Consider the following 14,658-nt stretch of genomic DNA (forward strand, 5'->3'; position numbering starts at 1 on the left):
CGCGAGGGCCCGGCCGAGGCGGCCGGTGCCGAGGACCCCGACGGTGGGGCGGTGGGCCGGCGCGGCGCCGTCGTCCCCGGGCGGAGCGGGCGGGGCAGGCGTGTCGGGCGGCGCGGTCATGTCTCCTCCAGGTCACCGGGGCGCAGTCGGCGGCGCCCCGCACGGGCGGCTGCGGCGAGGAAGGCGCCGCGGTCGGCGGCGGCGACGTGCCAGGTGGCCCCGGTGAGCGCGTGCAGGGCCCGCGCCACGTCGCGGCGGGTGTCCGCGTCGGCCTCGTCGAGGACCGCGGTCGGCCGGCCGGCGGACCAGCCGGTGGCGCAGTGGAGCCCGGTGCCGTGGACCGCGAGCGCCGCCTGTTCCAGTGCGACCGCGGTGCGGGCGGGGCCGGTCGCACCGCGCCACCGGTCCTCGACCCGGCCGTGCTGCTCCAGCGCGGGGCGCGGGTCGCCGCAGCCGCAGCGGGTGAGCCGGACCAGGTCGCCGGTGCGGTAGCGCAGCAGCGGTGTCGCCTCGGCGGCGAGGGTGGTGAGGACCAGTTCACCGCAGGCGCCCTCGGGCACGGGGTCGCTCCCGTCGGGGTCGATCACCTCCGCGTGGTAGAGCGCGGTGGTGAGGTGGGCGGTGCCCGCGACGCAGGGCAGCCCGGCGGCCGGGGTGAGCGTCGAGCCGTAGGCCCGGATCGCCACCGCGCCCCAGAGCTCCGCGGTGCGTGCCGCCCGGACGGGGGCGCACTCCCCGCCGAGGTGGAGGTGGATCCGCTGTCCGAGTGCACGGGGGACGGCTCCGGCGTCGGCCAGCCGGGCGTGGATGGCCAGTGCGCGGTCCGGGGTGGTGGCCAGCACGCCGGGCCGGAGCGCCGCCACCAGGTCGGCGGTGCGTTCCGGCGGGCAGACCGGGGAGAGCGCGCCGACGCCGACCACCCCCGCGCCGAGCGCGGTCAGCGCGCGGTCGGTGTCCTGGGCGCCGCCGGACAGCTCGTAGGGAACGGCGACGAAGGCCAGGTCGGCGGGGCCGACGTGGGGGCGGAGCGCCGCCGCCATGGCGGCGGTGGTGCGGCGGAGGTCGCCCATGGTGGCCGCGGCGCCCAGCGGGCGGCCCCGGTGGTCCCGGGACTCGGCGTAGCGGGCGATGCGGGCGGGCTCGACGGCGGTCAGCCCGAGCGGTCCCGCGGCGGCCACGTCCGCGGCGGTGGTCAGCGGCAGCTCCGTCAGCTCCGCGGCGGTGCCCCGGCCGCTGCCCCCGCCCAGCAGCCGCCGGTAGTACGGGGACCGGTCCCGGGCGTGGGTCAGCTGCTGCCGCAGGCGGTCGCGGGCGGTGTGCCCGGCGGTGGTCATCGGGCCGTGCCCGCGTCGCGGTGGTCGTCGCCGGGGCGCCGCGGCCCGGCGACGGGTGCTTCGCCGGCGTCCGTCGTCAGGTCGAGCTGCACCTTGACGGCGGCGGCGCGTTCGGCGGGGCCGGCGGCGAGCGCCCGGGCCGCGGCGGCGGCCGGGTGCCGGTGGGTGACGAACGCCGCGGCGCGCTCCTCGTGGTCGGCGAGGAACCGCATCGCCGCGGGGAAGTCCCCGGTGCCGCCGATGGAGCCGCGGACGGTCAGCCCCTTGGCGACCACCAGGTCGGGGCGGAGCGTCCCGGGCCGGGGCAGCCCGAGCCAGACGACGGTCGCCCCGAGGCCGGCCAGGGCCAGGGCGCAGTTGACCCCTTCGATGGTGCCCGAGCACTCCACGACCAGGGGGTGGCGCGCCCGGCGCGCCATCGCCCGGTAGCCGTCGACCGCCGCGAGGTCGTCGGGGTCCGGCGGCGGGCCCAGCTCGGTGACCGGTTCCAGCAGCCCGGCGACGGTGCGTCGCTTGGCGGGGTCGCGTTCCATCACGGTGACGCCGCCGGCGCCGAAGGCGCGCGCCAGCAGCAGTTGCGCCGCCAGGCCCAGGGCGCCCGCGCCCACCACCAGGACGTCGGCGCCGCGGGCCGCGGCGGCGACCGGCCGCAGCGCGTGGTGGACGACGGCGAAGAACTCCGCCATGGCGAGGGTCCCCGGTGCCAGCCCGTGGTCGTCCGGGTAGAGGTAGCGCCGGTGCACGGTCCGCCGGCGCACCGAGAAGCCGTCCACCGTCAGCCCGAACTTCTCGATCCGCTCGCAGCGGTTGCGGTCCTCGCGGCACTGGCGGCAGGCGCCGCACCAGCGGGAGCAGTCGCCGGTGACCGCCCGGCCCAGCAGCGGCCGGGCGTGGCGTCCGGCGGCGACGACGCGGCCGGACCACTCGTGACCGAAGCGCAGCGGGTAGCGACTGGGGCCGCCGTAGGTGCCGTGGAAGAGGCCGTAGTCGCTGCCGCAGAGGGTGACGCGGTCCACCTCGACGACGACCTCGTCGGGCCCGTTCGGGCGGGCGGGGGCCGCGGGGCGGACGTCGAGCCGTCCCGGCGCCGTGACGACCAGGTCGGTCACGGTGCCACCTCCCTGATCGCGTCGGCGAGCCGGTCGACGAGCCGGACCAGCTGGCGGTCGGTCTGGTGCAGGTGGAGAACGAGGCGGACGAAGCCGAACCGGCGGGAGACGGAGACGACGAAGCCGCGGCGCTCCATCGCCGCCTGGACGGCCTCGGGGTCCGGGCAGGCCACGCCGACGACCATGAGCTCCGGTGGGAAGGCGGTCCGCAGCCCGGCGCGCGCCAGCAGCTCCACCGTCAGCTCCCGCAGCCGGAACACCTCCGCCGCGTCGGCGCGGTACCCGGCGCGGCCCTGCCTCCGCAGCACCGCGTAGGTGGCGAGCAGCGCGGCCCCGGAGCGGGTGCCGAGCAGGCCGAAGTGGTCGGCGGCGCCTCGGTAGTGGGAGGCCGAGCGCAGCGGGTCCAGCCAGGCGGGGTCGCGCACCAGCAGGTGGCCGGAGGGGATCGGCGCTCCGCCGTACTTGTGCGGGTCGACGGAGACGGACACCACCCCGGCGGTGGTGAGGGACGTGCTGGGCAGCGGGTGGCCCAGCTCCCGGGCGAACGGGACCAGGAAGCCGCCGGTGGCGGCGTCGAGGTGGACGGGCACGCCGAGGGCGGCGGCGTGCGGGGCGAGGGTGTCGACGGCGTCGACGGCGCCGCACTCGCTGGTGCCGGTGGTGAGGACGGCGAGCGCGGGGCGGGTGTCCAGCGCCGCGCGGTAGGCGGCGGGATCGGCGCGGAAGCCGTCGTCGAGGGGTACCCAGACCGGTTCCACCGGCAGCAGGGAGACGATCTTCTCGAACGAGAAGTGCGCGTTGCGGGCGAGGAGGACGCGGGGCCGGCCGGTGCCGGTGTGGTGGCGGACCGCCGCCAGCACGGCGAGCAGGTTCGCCTCGGTCGCGCCGGAGGTGGGGACGCCGCCGGCGTCCGGCGCGCCCAGCAGGTCGCCCAGCATGCGGGTGACCAGCGCGGTCGCGCGGGGCAGGCTGGGGAAGATGCGGTGGTCGCCCATGTTGGCGGCGAGGTGCTCCGCGAAGACCTGCCGTGCGGGGTCCAGCGGTTCGGAGCAGATGGAGTTGAAGACGGTGCCGTCGGCGTAGTCGTGGTCGCCGGCGCGCAGTTCCCGGATCTCGTCGAGGACCCGCTCCGTGGGCAGCCCCTCCCGCCAGGCGCGGTGGAACGCCTCCTCCTCGCCCCGCGCGGTGTCCCGCCCGGCGGTCACCTCAGCTCCCCGGCCCATGCGGTGGCCTCGCTCCGCAGGCACGCGTCCACCAGCCCGGCGGGGGCGGGGCGGACGGTGCAGGGGACGCCGCGTTGGTGGGAGGAGCCCATCGCGGGGTTCTCGTCGCCGTCGCGCAGCAGCCGGTTGACGTTGGAGACGCGCCAGGAGCGGTCGGGCGGCAGTTCGGGGAACCACCAGGAGGCGCCGGCGCACAGCACCCCGGGCAGCACGGCGTCGGTGACGCGGGCCCGGAACAGCGCCTGGCTGCCGCGGGCCTCCAGCAGGGTCCAGTCGCCGTCGGCGATCCCCTGGGCCGCGGCGGTGCCCGGGTGCATCTCCACCAGAGGGTCGGGCTCCCGGGCCCGCAGCGAGGGGACGTTGCGGAACTCGGAGTTGAAGTAGAACCGGGAGTGGCGGCTGGTCAGCAGGTACTCGCCCCCGCTCGGCCCGCGGGGGGCCGGGCGGTGCACCGGCAGCGGGTCGTGGCCCATGCGCCGCAGTCCCTCGTGGTGGAGCGCCACCCGCCCGGTGGGGGTGGCGAACCCGCGTTGCCGGTACTTGAAGTGCCGCAGTTCGGTGGGCCGGTAGTAGCCGTCGGCCAGCTCGCGCCAGGTGGTGCCGGCGGGCGCGAGCCGGGCGTCGAGCGCGGCGCGGGCGCTCTCCCAGAACCCGGGCAGCCCCAGCCGGGCGGCGAGCCCGTTGAGGATCTCCTCGTCGGAGCGGGCGTCACCGACCGAGGTCACCGCGCGGCGGGCGGCGACGTAGTTGGCGTGCTCCACGATCTGGTCGCGCTCCAGCCAGCCCCCGACCGGCAGCACGATGTCCGCCATCGCGGCGGTCGGGGTGAGGAAGAGGTCGGCGACGCAGAGGAAGTCCAGGGCGGCCAGCGCCCGGTGGACGCGGTCGGAGTCCGGGTAGGCGACCAGGAGGTTGCTGCCGAACACGGCCATGGTCCGCACCGGGTAGGGGTCGTGCTCCAGCACGGCGCCCCAGACGGCGGCGGGGTGGGCCCAACCCGACATCGACAGCACCCGATGCCGCTGCCCGCCCAGGCGCTCGGCGGCGCGGTGGGCCGGCAGCGCCTCGGTCATCGGCAGGGTGCGGCGTCCGATGATCTCCTGCGGGTCCCACAGCACGTCGCCGCCGGGCCGGTCGATGTTGCCGCAGACCGCGGAGAGGAGCACGGCGCACCGGGCGGTGTCGAAGGACCCGGCGTGCTGCGCGGTGCCGGTGCCGAGTTCGATCGCGGCACCGGCGGCACCGGCGTAGCGGCGGGCGGCTCGGACGATCAGGTCGGCGTCGACCCCGGTGATGGCGGCGACCCGTTCGGGGTCCCAGCGGCGGATGTGCTCGGCGAGCTGCTCGTGGCCGACGGTGTGGTGCTCGACGAACTCGCGGTCGATCAGCCCCTCGCCGAGGACGACGTGGAGCAGGCCGAGGCCGAGGGCGGCGTCGGTGCCCGGGAGCAGCGGCAGCCAGATGTCGGCGCGGGCGGCCAGCGACGTGCGATGGGGGTCGACCACGATGAGCCGGGTGCCGCGGGAGACGGCGGAGAGCAGCCGGGTGCCGATGACGCCGTCGCCGTGGGTGGCGGCCTTGTTGCTGCCCCAGACCAGCACGACCTCCGGGTCGTTCTCGTAGTCGCAGAAGGTGAAGCCGCCGAGGGTGAGGATCCCCGCCATCACCCGCGGGTAGAAGCACACGTGCGCCGGGCCGAGCACGTTGGGCGTGCCCAGCGCGTTGGCGAACCGGAAGAGCCACTCCTGGTAGTTGCGGTCGGTGCCCTGGGCGAGGACGACGGAACGGGCGCCGTCCCGGTCGCGCGCCGCGGCGAGCCGCTCCGCGACCTCGTCGAGCGCCTCGTCCCAGCCGATCGGCCGGTACCGGCCGCTGCCGCGCGGGCCGGTGCGGCGCAGCGGCTCCCGCAGCCGGTCGGGGTGGTAGGTGTACTCGACGGACGCGCGGCCCTTGGCGCACAGGAAACCGGCGTTGTTGGGGTTGCCCGGGTGGCCGGTGACGGAGACGGCGCGGTCGCCGTCGACGGTCACCAGCGCACCGCAGCCGCCGTGGCACATGCGGCAGACGGTGGGCACCTCACGCATGGTCATCTCGGTCGCCGTCCCTCCCTCGACTGCACCCGACGGCCCAGCTGAGCACGGGGCGGCGGGGCGCGGGCGGCGCCGGCGGCCGCGGCACCGCGTGGATCAACGACGGCCGGGCGCGGCCCGGCGGGTGTTGACCTCCCTCGCCACGAACCGGGCCGGGGCTTCCGGTTCGCCGGCCGACTGCCGACGCTGGCGGAGCGGGCCGGCCCGGGCCCTCGGCGGCCCCGGGACGGTGCGCAGCCGTCCGGGCCCGGCGGGGCCCGTCACTCCTGCGAGCGAGACGAGGCCGCACGCGTGTCGATCGACGAGACCCTCAGCCCGCAGCCACCCGGGGCGGCGCCCGTGCCCGCGGCGTGGCTCAACTTCCGGCGGCTGCTGCCCGAGGAGATGCCGCCGCCGCGCGACCCGGAGGGCGTGGCCGCGCTGGAACTGGCCGCCCGGGTCAGGCTGCGGGCGATCCGGGAGCAGGAACGCTCGCGGGAGGCGCTGCTGCCGGTGCCCGAGGAGGTCCGCAGCCGCTACGCGGAGATGGGCAGGCCGACACGGCTGACGCGGGCCCGCGGTCTGGAGCGGCACCTGGGGACGCCGGCCCGCATCTACCTCAAGCGGGAGGACACCCTCCCCACCGGAAGCTTCAAACTCAACTCAGCCATGGCTCAGGCCTACTTCGCCTCCCAGGAGGGGGTGGGGACGCTGGTCACCGAGACCGGCGCCGGGCAGTGGGGGCACGCGCTCCAGTACGCCGCGCGCCTCTACGGGCTGCGGAGCATCGTGTTCTGGTCAGGGGTCTCCGCCCGGCAGAAGACGGCACGGCGCGCGGTGCTGTCGATGCTGGGCGCGACCGTGCACGAGTCGCCGAGCGCGGTGACCGCCGCGGGGCGCGCGGTCCGGGCCTCCGGACGGCACACGGCGGGCACGCTGGGCACGGCGATCGGCGAAGCGATCTCCTACGCGTCGGAGCACCCCGAGGTCCGGTACGTCTCGGGCAGCAACCTGCCGCACGTGCTGATCCACCAGAGCGTCATCGGGCTGGAGACCAGGGAGCAGCTCGCCGCGCTCGGCGAGGAGCCGGACGTCCTGGTGGCGGCGGTCGGCGGCGGCAGCAACCTCATGGGGCTCATGGCGCCCTTCCTGGAGCGCAAACGAGCGCGGGGGGCCGGGCTGCGGCTCATCGGGGCCGAGTCGGCGGCCGCGCCGCGGCTCACCCGGGGGACCTGGCGGTACGACCACGCCGATCCCGGTCGGCTGACACCGCTGTCGAAGTCCTACACCCTCGGTCTGGACGCCGAACTGCCGGAGACGCACGTGGGCGGCCTGCGGCAGCACAGCGGCTCGACCGCGGTCGGGGTGCTGCGGGCGGCCGGCTGGCTGGAGGCGGTCGCCTACGAGGAGCGGGAGATCTTCGAGACCGGCCGGCTGGTGCTGCGGCTGGAGGGTTTCCTCCCGGCGCCGGAATCCTGCCACGCGCTGCGCGCGGCGATCGAGGAGGCGGCCGCCGCGCGGCGGCCCGCGGTGATCGTGGCGTGTGTCAGCGGCCACGGCCTGCTCGACGTCGAGGGGTACCTTGACGCCTTCCCGCCCGAGCGCGGCTGAGGCACCCCGCCGACGCCCGCGGGAGCGGCGGGCGCCGGTGGGAAGGATCCTGCCGAACCGACTGCGACCGGCGGCCCGCCACGGCCGCCAGGAAGGAACCACCGTGCTGAAGCTGAGCTACAACTCCAACGGGCTGCGGAGCGTCCCCGTCGAGGACGCGGTGCGCGCCGTCGCGGACGCCGGCTACCAGGCGATCGAGTTCTCGCTGCATCCGGCGCACATCGACCCCTTCACCTTCCGCCCCGCCGACGCCGACCGGCTGGCGGCGGTGCTGGACCGCCACGCGATCACCGCCTGCTGCCTGGCGGCCGGTGCCGACACCCTGCTCGGCGCGGAGCGTTTCGAGCCCTCGCTGATCCACCCGTCGGCCGAGGGGCGCGAACGCCGGGTGGAACTGATCGGCCGCGCCGTGGAGATCGCCTCCTGGCTGGGCGTGCCGGTGGTCAACTTCGCCAGCGGTCCGCGGCGGGGCGACACCGCCGACGCGGACGCCGCGCGGCGACTGCGGGAAGGCCTGGCCCGGCTGCTGGAGCGCGCCGGCACGGTGCGGTTGGCGATGGAGCCGGAGCCGGGATTCTTCGTGGAGACCAACGACCAGGCGCTTGCGCTGGTGGACGCGTCGGGGCACCCCTCGCTGACCGTGGCGCAGGACCTCGGCCACTGCCGGGTGGTGGAGGAGGACTACCTGGGGTCGGTGGCGCGGGCGCTGCGCGCCACCTCGGTGATCCAGCTGGAGGACATCAAGGGGCGGCACCACCACCACGAGATCCCCGGGGACGGCGACATCGACTTCGCGGCCTTCTTCCGGATCTGCCGGGAGCAGGGGTACGACGGCTACTACAGCGTCGAGTTGTACAACCACTCGGACGACTTCGACGGCGCGCTGAAACGCAGCATCGCGCACCTGCGGGAGCAGTACGATGCCGCCGCCGGCTGAGGACCCGGCGGACCAGGCGGCGCCGCGCCTCTTCGACCACCACGTCCACGCCGACGGCCGGAACGCCGACGACTACGAGCTGATGGCGCTCAGCGGGGTGGACACGGTGCTCGTCCCCTGCTCGGCCTCGAACGAGCTGCGGCCCTGCGGCGCCTCGCACGACGCCCGGTTCGAGCGGCTGCTGGCGACCGAGACCCGGCGGGCGGCGCACTTCGGCGTGCGGGCCTGGGTCGCGCTGTCGGTGCACGCCGCCGACATGGCGGACCTGCCGGGCGCGTTGGCGGGCGTGGACCGGCTCGCCGCGCGGCTGGCCGACCCCCGGGTGCTGGCGGTGGGCGAGTTGTCGATCCGGCGGTTCACCGACGACGAGGTGACGCTGTTCCACCGGCAACTGGCCCTGGCGGCGGCGCACGACCTGCCGGTGATGGTCGAACTGCCGCCTAGCACGGGCGACTTCGACCGGATGGTGGCGGTCCTGCGGCGCGCGTTCGCCGCGGGGGCCGTGGACCCGGCGCGGGTGGCGCTGATGGACGTGGCGCCGCACATGCTGCCCGTCGCCGCGGCGCTCGGGGTGGGCGGGCTCGGGGTCGCGGTCTCCCCCGTCGGCGACCGGCTCTTCCAGGTGCGGTCCAAGACCGACCACCGGCAGCTGCTGGCCCTGCTGGCGGACTACGGGCCGGACCGGCTGATGCTGAACTCCGGTGCCCACTTCGGTTCGGCCGACCCGCTGGCGCTGGCCCGCACGGTGCTGCGGCTCCGGCTGGCCGGGGTGGCACCGCCGGTGCTGGCCCGGATCGCCCGGGAGAACGCCGCCGCGTTCTTCCGGCTGCCGCCGGGCGCCGTGCCCGGTGCCGCGCCCGACCCACCGGGCGCGGCCCGCCCCCGCGGCCCCGGTCCGGGTCCCGGACCCGGGACCGGTCCCGGTCCCGGTCCCGGTCCCGACCAGGAACAGCGCAGGGACACGTCCGACCCCGACCGGCACGTGTCCGACCCCGCCCCCGTCCACCGCACGGCAGGAGTGAGGACCTGATGCTCTTCGACGCCCCGGCGGTGCTCCCGCCCCCGGACGAGCACCCCGACCACCTCGACCGGCTCCTCGACCACCTCACCCGGGCACGGTCCGCCGCCCCCGCCGAGGTACTGGCCGATTTCCTCGACGCGCCCGCCGACCCGGCCACCCTCGGCGTGGCGGACGTCCACCACGTCGCCGCCTACACCGGCGACTACCTGCGGGAGGAGGACTTCGACGCCTGGCTGGCCTCGGTGGAGTCCCACGGCGCCGTCCGCGACGTCCGCACCGGCCCCTCCCACATCGCGCCCCGGCGCTACGGCACCCCCGGTCACTGGATCAACCTGACCGTGCACGGCCACGAGTACGAGCTGTTCAGCTGCCGCGCCCACGGCGAGTGGAGCGGCTACGGCGCGCGCCGCAAGAACGCGCTGATGTCGCACCACGGGCTGTCGGTCGCCGGGCCCCGCCAGGTCCGCGCGGTGCTGGACTTCCTCGGCGCGCGCCCCGGCGTGGAGCAGATCGCGTTCGCCCCGGCCGACGAGCTCGGCCACACCTACGGGCACCTGCTCAACACCCGCAGCGAGCTGGTCCTGGAGATCGTGCACGCCGGGGACCCGGCGCCGGCGGCGCAGCGGTGACCGGCCGCCGGGCCCCGGCCCCGCGCGGGGAGGGGTGACGCCCGTGCAGCGGGAGTTGGAGATCCTGGGCATCGCGGCCAGCGCGCGCAAGGACTCGACCAGCGGGGCGGCGCTGGACCTGGTGCTCGCCCGGGCCGCGGAACTCGGCTGCCGCACCCGCGTGTTCCGCCTGGCGGAGGTCCGACTGCCGTTCTGCGACGGCGACAAGGCCGCCGCCTGGCCCGGCTATCCGGCCGTCGCCGAGCTGCGGGGCGCGGTGACCCGGGCGCACGGCGTCGTCCTCGCCACCCCGGAGTACCACGGCGGGATGAGCGGCGCGCTCAAGAACGCGCTGGACCTGCTGGACTTCCCCCACACCTCCGGCCGGGTGTTCGGCGGCATCAGCGCCCTGGGCGGCCGGTCCAACAGCAACGCGCTCAACCAGCTGCGCACCTCGGTGCGCTGGCTGCACGGCTGGATGCTGCCCGACCAGGTCGCCGTCCCCCAGGGGCGCGCCGCCCACACCGGCGGCCGGTTCCACGACCCGGAGGTGACGGCGCGGCTCACGGCGCTCGCCGATTCCCTCGTCCGGGCGACACGCGCCCTGGTCCTGCCCCCCGCGGCACACGGGCCGGCGCCCGAACGGGCCTTGCCGGACGCCGCTCCCGCCGCGCAGGGTGGGCGCGACGCGTGACGGCGACGGAAGGGACCGGCTCATGGACGACGCGACGACGCGGCTGGTGGCGCAGGTGGCCTCGGGGTTGCGGGCCGCGGGGGACCCGGAGACCGCGGCGGGCGCCAAGCGGTACCTCAAGAGCGACCTGACGCACTACGGCGTGCGGCTGCCGGTGATCCGGGCGCTGGTCGCCGACGCCCTCCGCTCCCACGGGCCGCTCCCCCGCCCCGCCCTGGTGGCCGCCGCCCGCGAGCTGTGGCGGCCCGAGGTGCACGAGCGCCGCATCGCCGCATCGGTGCTGCTGGAACGGCAGGTCACCGTGCTGCTCGCCGAGGACACCGCGCTGCTGGAGGAGTTGCTGCGCGACAGCCGGACCTGGGCCCTGGTCGACCTGGTGGCCGGGTCCGTCGCCGGGCGGCTGCTGCTGCGTGAACCGACGGTGGTCGACGTGTACCGGGGGTGGGCGGCCGAGGAGGAGCAGTGGATCCGCCGCTCGGGCGTGCTGGCCTTCCTGCTCCCGCTCCACGACGAGACCGGGTTCCGCCGCCACTGGCCCGTCTTCACCGACCTCGCCGACCCGCTCCTCGCCGACCCCCGGTTCTTCGTCCGCAAGGCGTTGGGCTGGGTGCTGCGGCAGACCGGGAGGCGACACCCCGCCGAGGTGCACGACTGGCTGCTCCCGCGCGCCGGCCGCGCCTCCGGCGTCACCGTCCGGGAGGCCGTCCGCTACCTGGGCGAGGCCCGCAGCGCGTCCGTGACCGCCGCCCACCGCGGCGGTGGGCCGGGGGTGCGCTGACCACCGCACGCGATCGACGAGGGGCCCATGACCACCATCGACCAGCCGCCGTCGCTCTTCACCGACCTCGTCCCGCGCCGGGTACGCCGCGGGTGGGCCGCGCGGGGCCTCTACCGCGACCTCGACCTGTTCACGCTGTTCGAGGCACAGGCGGAGCGGCTCGGCGCCACCACCGCCGTGGTGGACGCCGAGGGCTCCGTCTCCTTCCGTGACCTCCGCGCCGCGGCGCTGCGACTCGCCGGCGGTCTCGCCGACGTGGGCGTCGGCCCGGGCGAGGTGGTCGGGGTGCAGCTGCCGAACAGCCGGCTGACCTGCGTGGTGGAGTTGGCGGTCGCCGCGCTGGGGGCGGTGCTGCTGCCGTTCCCGCCGGGGCGCGGCGGCCGGGAGGCGGCCGCGCTGCTCGCCGCGGCACGCGCGGTGTGCGTGGTCGTCCCCGGTGAGCACCGCGGCCACGACTACCTGACACCCGCGCTGGAACTGGTCCGCGAGCTTCCGGAGTTGCGCACCGTGGTCTGTGCGGCGCCCACCGACCGCACCCCGCACCTCGCCGCCCTGCTGCGGTCGGCGCCGTGGTCGGGGTCGCTCCGGCCCGACCCCGACGGGCCCGCGCGGATCATGGTCTCGTCCGGGAGCGAGGCCGCGCCCAAGATGGTGGCGTTCTCCCACAACGCGCTGGCGACCGGCCTCGGCGCGGTCGTCGGTGAGGTGCTCGCCCCCGGGGAGCGGCCCCGCAGTCTGTGGCTGGTGCCGCTCGCCGCCGCGTTCGGCAGCAACGCCACGGTCGGCACCCTGGTGATGCACGGCGGCACCCTGGTGCTCCAGCCGGGCTTCGACGCCGCCGGCGCGCTGCGGCTGGTCGAGCGGCACCGCCCGAGCCACCTCTTCGGGGTCCCCACCGTGCTGCGGCTGCTGGCACGGCACCCGGCCGCCGCCACCGCGGACACCGCGTCGGTGCGGGTGGTGGTCGCCGGCGGTGCCAAGCTGGACGAGCGCACCGCACACCGGGCCTCGGCGCTCTTCGGCTGTCCGGTGGTCAGCACCTACGGCTCCTCGGACGGGGTGCACTGCGCCATGGCGGACAGCGGCGGGGCGTCGGGCGGCCCTCCCCCCGACGACGCCGCGACGCCGCGGCGCACCGGCCGGCCGAACCCGGCGGTCGTCGACATCCGGGTGGTGGACGAGGCGTTGGCCGACGTCGGACCGGGCCGGGTCGGCGAGATCATCGCCCGCGGCCCGTTCACCCCGCTCTGCTACGTCGGGGCGGCGGAGCTCAACTCCCGCTACCGCGCGCCCGGCGGGTGGGTCCGCACCGACGACCTCGGGATGCTGGACGCAGAGGGCCGCCTGACCGTCGTCGACCGGCGCCGCGAGATCGTGCTCCGCGGCGGCGCCAACATCAGCCCGCTGGAGGTCGAGGAACTGCTCCTCGGGCTGCCCGAGGTGCGGGACGCGGCGTGCGTGGGCGTACCCGACGAGGTGATGGGGGAGCGGCTGTGCGCCTGCGTCGTCCCCGCTCCGGGGGCTGCGCCGACGCTCGACGGCATCGTTGCGGGGCTGCGGCGGCTGGCGCTGGAGGACCGGAAGCTCCCGGAGCGGCTGCTGCTGCTGGACGCGCTGCCCTACACCCCGACCGGCAAGGTCGACCGGCGTCGGTTGCGCGGGCTCGCCGCACCGCCGGGCGACTGCTGACCGGCCGGGCCGCGCACCCCCGGCGCGGTGGCGCTCGCGGGGTCCGTCGCGGAACGGACGGTCCGGAACCACTCGACGACCGGCACCTCGCCGGCGAGGAAGACCGGGCTGCACGGGTAGACCTCGTAGAGCGGGGCGGCCCCGGGGCCGCGGCGCGGCCGCCCGCTCGCGGTGCCGACCGCAGCGGTGCCGGTCACCACGGCGCCGGTCACCGCCATGTCGGCGAGGCGGCGCGCGTGGCCGCCGGCGGCCCGTGCCAGCGGCCCCTCGCTCATGATCACCTCGTAGCGCAGTCCGCTGACCCGGTTGAGCCCGCGCCAGACGGTGCCGTCGTCCAGGCTCCCGTGATCGACGCTCAGGCAGGCGTCGTAGCGCACCGCGTCGGCGGGGCGCCGGTCGTGGAGGTCGTAGACGACTCCGACGGCGCGGGTGCGCGGCCCCGCCAGGCCGCACTCGAACAGCAGCGCGGTCAGTCGGCGCCAGGTGTCCAACCAGCCGGCGCCGCAGCCGGTGTGGCGCAGACACAGCACCGGCGTGGGCCGGGCCGGCACGATCTCCCAGTGGTCGTCGATGGTCGGCATGGCTGCCCCCTCGTCGTGGCCGTGCGGTGGTGAGCTCGTCGATCGGTCGATCGGTCGATCGGTCGGTCCGTCGGCTGCCGTGCGGGCACCGCCTCGTCGCCGCGGCTGCCGGCGGCGGGGTCAGCGGCGGTCCGACCGGCCGGCCGCGGTCGCCCACGGGCGCGGCGGCAGGACGCACCCGTCGGCGCTGGTGGTGGTGACGGCGGCGAGCGCCGCGGGCAGGTCAGACCGCCGCAGCGAGGTGGTCACCGGGACGGCGCCGGGGCCGCCCGGCGCGTCGCACGGGGCCGTCGTCCAGCGGCCCCCGCCGTCGCGGACCGGGTCCCGGCGCACGGGACGGGGCGGCGAGCCCCGGCGGGTGAGCGGCTCCAGCAGCAGTCGCGCCGCCGCCAGCAGCGAGGTCTCCACCGCGCTGCCACGCCCCGTGCGGTCGCGGTGCAGCAGCCCCGCGACGACCGCCTGCGCGCCGAGCATCCCGCCGAGCGAGTCCAGCGGGGTGAGCAGCGTCGGCCGGGGCGGCTCGGCCGGATCGGCGCGCAGCGCGTCGGCGAGGCCGGAGTGCGCCTGGACCATGTAGTCGGTGGCCAGCGGCGGGTCGGGGACGGCGTCCGACCAGCCGGAGGTGTGCGCGTGCACCAGGGCGGGGTTGACCCGGTGGACGGCGGCGCTGTCGAGCCCGAGCCGCAGCGCCGTCGCCGGCGCCCAGTTGTGGAGCAGTACGTCGGCGTCGCGGACCAGCTCGGCCAACTGCCGCTGGCCGTGGGCCTGTTTGAGGTCCAGCTCGACGGCGCGCTTGCCGTGGTTGAACGCCAGCCAGACCGCGGAGCCCTCCCCGCACAGCGGCGGCGCGCCCCGCATCGGGTCGCCGCCGGGCGGCTCGACCCGGACCACGTCCGCGCCCAGCAGCCGCAGCAGGTGGGCGGCGAGCGGCCCCTGGATCCGCCGGCCCACCTCCAGCACCACCACTCCGGCCAGCGGCTCGGGCGCGGCCCCCGGCGACCGGC

At 76.9% G+C, this 14,658-nt stretch carries 13 protein-coding genes; 7 read left to right on the forward strand and 6 right to left on the reverse strand.

What is annotated here, in order from left to right; translation table 11 throughout:
- Nucleotides 1-116: 116 nt before the first annotated feature.
- The 4 genes from HCN52_RS13915 to HCN52_RS13930 are packed head-to-tail and all read right to left on the reverse strand — an operon-like array spanning nucleotide 117 to nucleotide 5,756.
- A complete protein-coding gene (locus HCN52_RS13915) occupies nucleotides 117-1,334 on the reverse strand; it encodes a phenylacetate--CoA ligase family protein (protein ID WP_168088754.1) in 1,218 nt (405 codons plus the stop codon).
- On the reverse strand, nucleotides 1,331-2,443 hold the full coding sequence (locus tag HCN52_RS13920) for an alcohol dehydrogenase catalytic domain-containing protein (RefSeq protein WP_168088755.1): 1,113 nt from the start codon (nucleotides 2,441-2,443) through the stop codon (nucleotides 1,331-1,333). The genes HCN52_RS13915 and HCN52_RS13920 overlap by 4 nt, the downstream gene beginning before the upstream one ends.
- On the reverse strand, nucleotides 2,440-3,648 hold the full coding sequence (locus tag HCN52_RS13925; RefSeq protein ID WP_312876690.1) for an aminotransferase class V-fold PLP-dependent enzyme: 1,209 nt from the start codon (nucleotides 3,646-3,648) through the stop codon (nucleotides 2,440-2,442). The genes HCN52_RS13920 and HCN52_RS13925 overlap by 4 nt, the downstream gene beginning before the upstream one ends.
- Nucleotides 3,645-5,756 carry a molybdopterin-containing oxidoreductase family protein gene (locus HCN52_RS13930; RefSeq protein ID WP_168088757.1) on the reverse strand — a complete coding sequence of 704 codons (2,112 nt, stop codon included), beginning with the start codon at nucleotides 5,754-5,756 and terminating at the stop codon, nucleotides 3,645-3,647. The genes HCN52_RS13925 and HCN52_RS13930 overlap by 4 nt, the downstream gene beginning before the upstream one ends.
- Before the next feature lie 291 nt (nucleotides 5,757-6,047).
- Between HCN52_RS13930 and HCN52_RS13935 the strand changes: the two genes are divergently transcribed.
- The 7 genes from HCN52_RS13935 (at nucleotide 6,048) to HCN52_RS13965 (ending at nucleotide 13,073) form a co-directional block, all read left to right on the forward strand.
- On the forward strand, nucleotides 6,048-7,346 hold the full coding sequence (locus HCN52_RS13935) for a TrpB-like pyridoxal phosphate-dependent enzyme (RefSeq protein WP_168088758.1): 1,299 nt from the start codon (nucleotides 6,048-6,050) through the stop codon (nucleotides 7,344-7,346).
- Between the two features lie 103 nt (nucleotides 7,347-7,449).
- Nucleotides 7,450-8,283: a sugar phosphate isomerase/epimerase family protein gene (locus HCN52_RS13940; protein ID WP_168088759.1), complete on the forward strand. Its 834-nt coding sequence runs from the start codon at nucleotides 7,450-7,452 to the stop codon at nucleotides 8,281-8,283.
- Entirely contained in the window at nucleotides 8,267-9,313 is a 1,047-nt protein-coding gene (locus HCN52_RS13945) for a TatD family hydrolase (protein WP_168088760.1), read from the forward strand. Before HCN52_RS13940 ends, HCN52_RS13945 begins: the two co-directional genes overlap by 17 nt.
- Nucleotides 9,313-9,933 carry a hypothetical protein gene (locus HCN52_RS13950; protein ID WP_168088761.1) on the forward strand — a complete coding sequence of 207 codons (621 nt, stop codon included), beginning with the start codon at nucleotides 9,313-9,315 and terminating at the stop codon, nucleotides 9,931-9,933. Before HCN52_RS13945 ends, HCN52_RS13950 begins: the two co-directional genes overlap by 1 nt.
- A gap of 34 nt (nucleotides 9,934-9,967) precedes the next feature.
- Nucleotides 9,968-10,606 (forward strand): NADPH-dependent FMN reductase, encoded by a 639-nt coding sequence (locus HCN52_RS13955; protein WP_312876691.1) that lies wholly within the window; start codon nucleotides 9,968-9,970, stop codon nucleotides 10,604-10,606.
- A gap of 22 nt (nucleotides 10,607-10,628) precedes the next feature.
- The gene (locus HCN52_RS13960; RefSeq protein WP_168088762.1) at nucleotides 10,629-11,384 is read left to right on the forward strand and encodes a DNA alkylation repair protein; all 756 of its coding nucleotides are present in this window, start codon (nucleotides 10,629-10,631) and stop codon (nucleotides 11,382-11,384) included.
- A gap of 27 nt (nucleotides 11,385-11,411) precedes the next feature.
- The gene (locus HCN52_RS13965; RefSeq protein WP_168088763.1) at nucleotides 11,412-13,073 is read left to right on the forward strand and encodes a class I adenylate-forming enzyme family protein; all 1,662 of its coding nucleotides are present in this window, start codon (nucleotides 11,412-11,414) and stop codon (nucleotides 13,071-13,073) included.
- Here HCN52_RS13965 and HCN52_RS13970 read toward each other — a convergent pair.
- Together HCN52_RS13970 and HCN52_RS13975 are read right to left on the reverse strand one after the other, a co-directional pair.
- Nucleotides 13,004-13,654, reverse strand: a complete 651-nt coding sequence (locus HCN52_RS13970) for a hypothetical protein (protein ID WP_168088764.1) — start codon at nucleotides 13,652-13,654, stop codon at nucleotides 13,004-13,006. The two genes, HCN52_RS13965 and HCN52_RS13970, sit on opposite strands and share 70 nt — an antisense overlap.
- Before the next feature lie 120 nt (nucleotides 13,655-13,774).
- On the reverse strand, nucleotides 13,775-14,658 hold an 884-nt coding region (locus HCN52_RS13975), incomplete at its 5' end, for a CoA transferase (protein ID WP_209314517.1).

Source organism: Streptomyces bohaiensis (genome assembly GCF_012033785.1).
Lineage (GTDB): Bacteria > Actinomycetota > Actinomycetes > Streptomycetales > Streptomycetaceae > Streptomyces > Streptomyces bohaiensis.

Excerpts from the sequence above, each read along its gene's own strand:
- HCN52_RS13930 (WP_168088757.1), bottom strand. The coding sequence starts at position 5,756 with ATGACCATGCGTGAGGTGCCCACCGTCTGCCGCATGTGCCACGGCGGC.
- HCN52_RS13915 (WP_168088754.1), bottom strand. The coding sequence starts at position 1,334 with ATGACCACCGCCGGGCACACCGCCCGCGACCGCCTGCGGCAGCAGCTG.
- HCN52_RS13960 (WP_168088762.1), top strand. The coding sequence starts at position 10,629 with ATGGACGACGCGACGACGCGGCTGGTGGCGCAGGTGGCCTCGGGGTTG.
- HCN52_RS13970 (WP_168088764.1), bottom strand. The coding sequence starts at position 13,654 with ATGCCGACCATCGACGACCACTGGGAGATCGTGCCGGCCCGGCCCACG.
- HCN52_RS13945 (WP_168088760.1), top strand. The coding sequence starts at position 8,267 with ATGCCGCCGCCGGCTGAGGACCCGGCGGACCAGGCGGCGCCGCGCCTC.
- HCN52_RS13950 (WP_168088761.1), top strand. The coding sequence starts at position 9,313 with ATGCTCTTCGACGCCCCGGCGGTGCTCCCGCCCCCGGACGAGCACCCC.
- HCN52_RS13965 (WP_168088763.1), top strand. The coding sequence starts at position 11,412 with ATGACCACCATCGACCAGCCGCCGTCGCTCTTCACCGACCTCGTCCCG.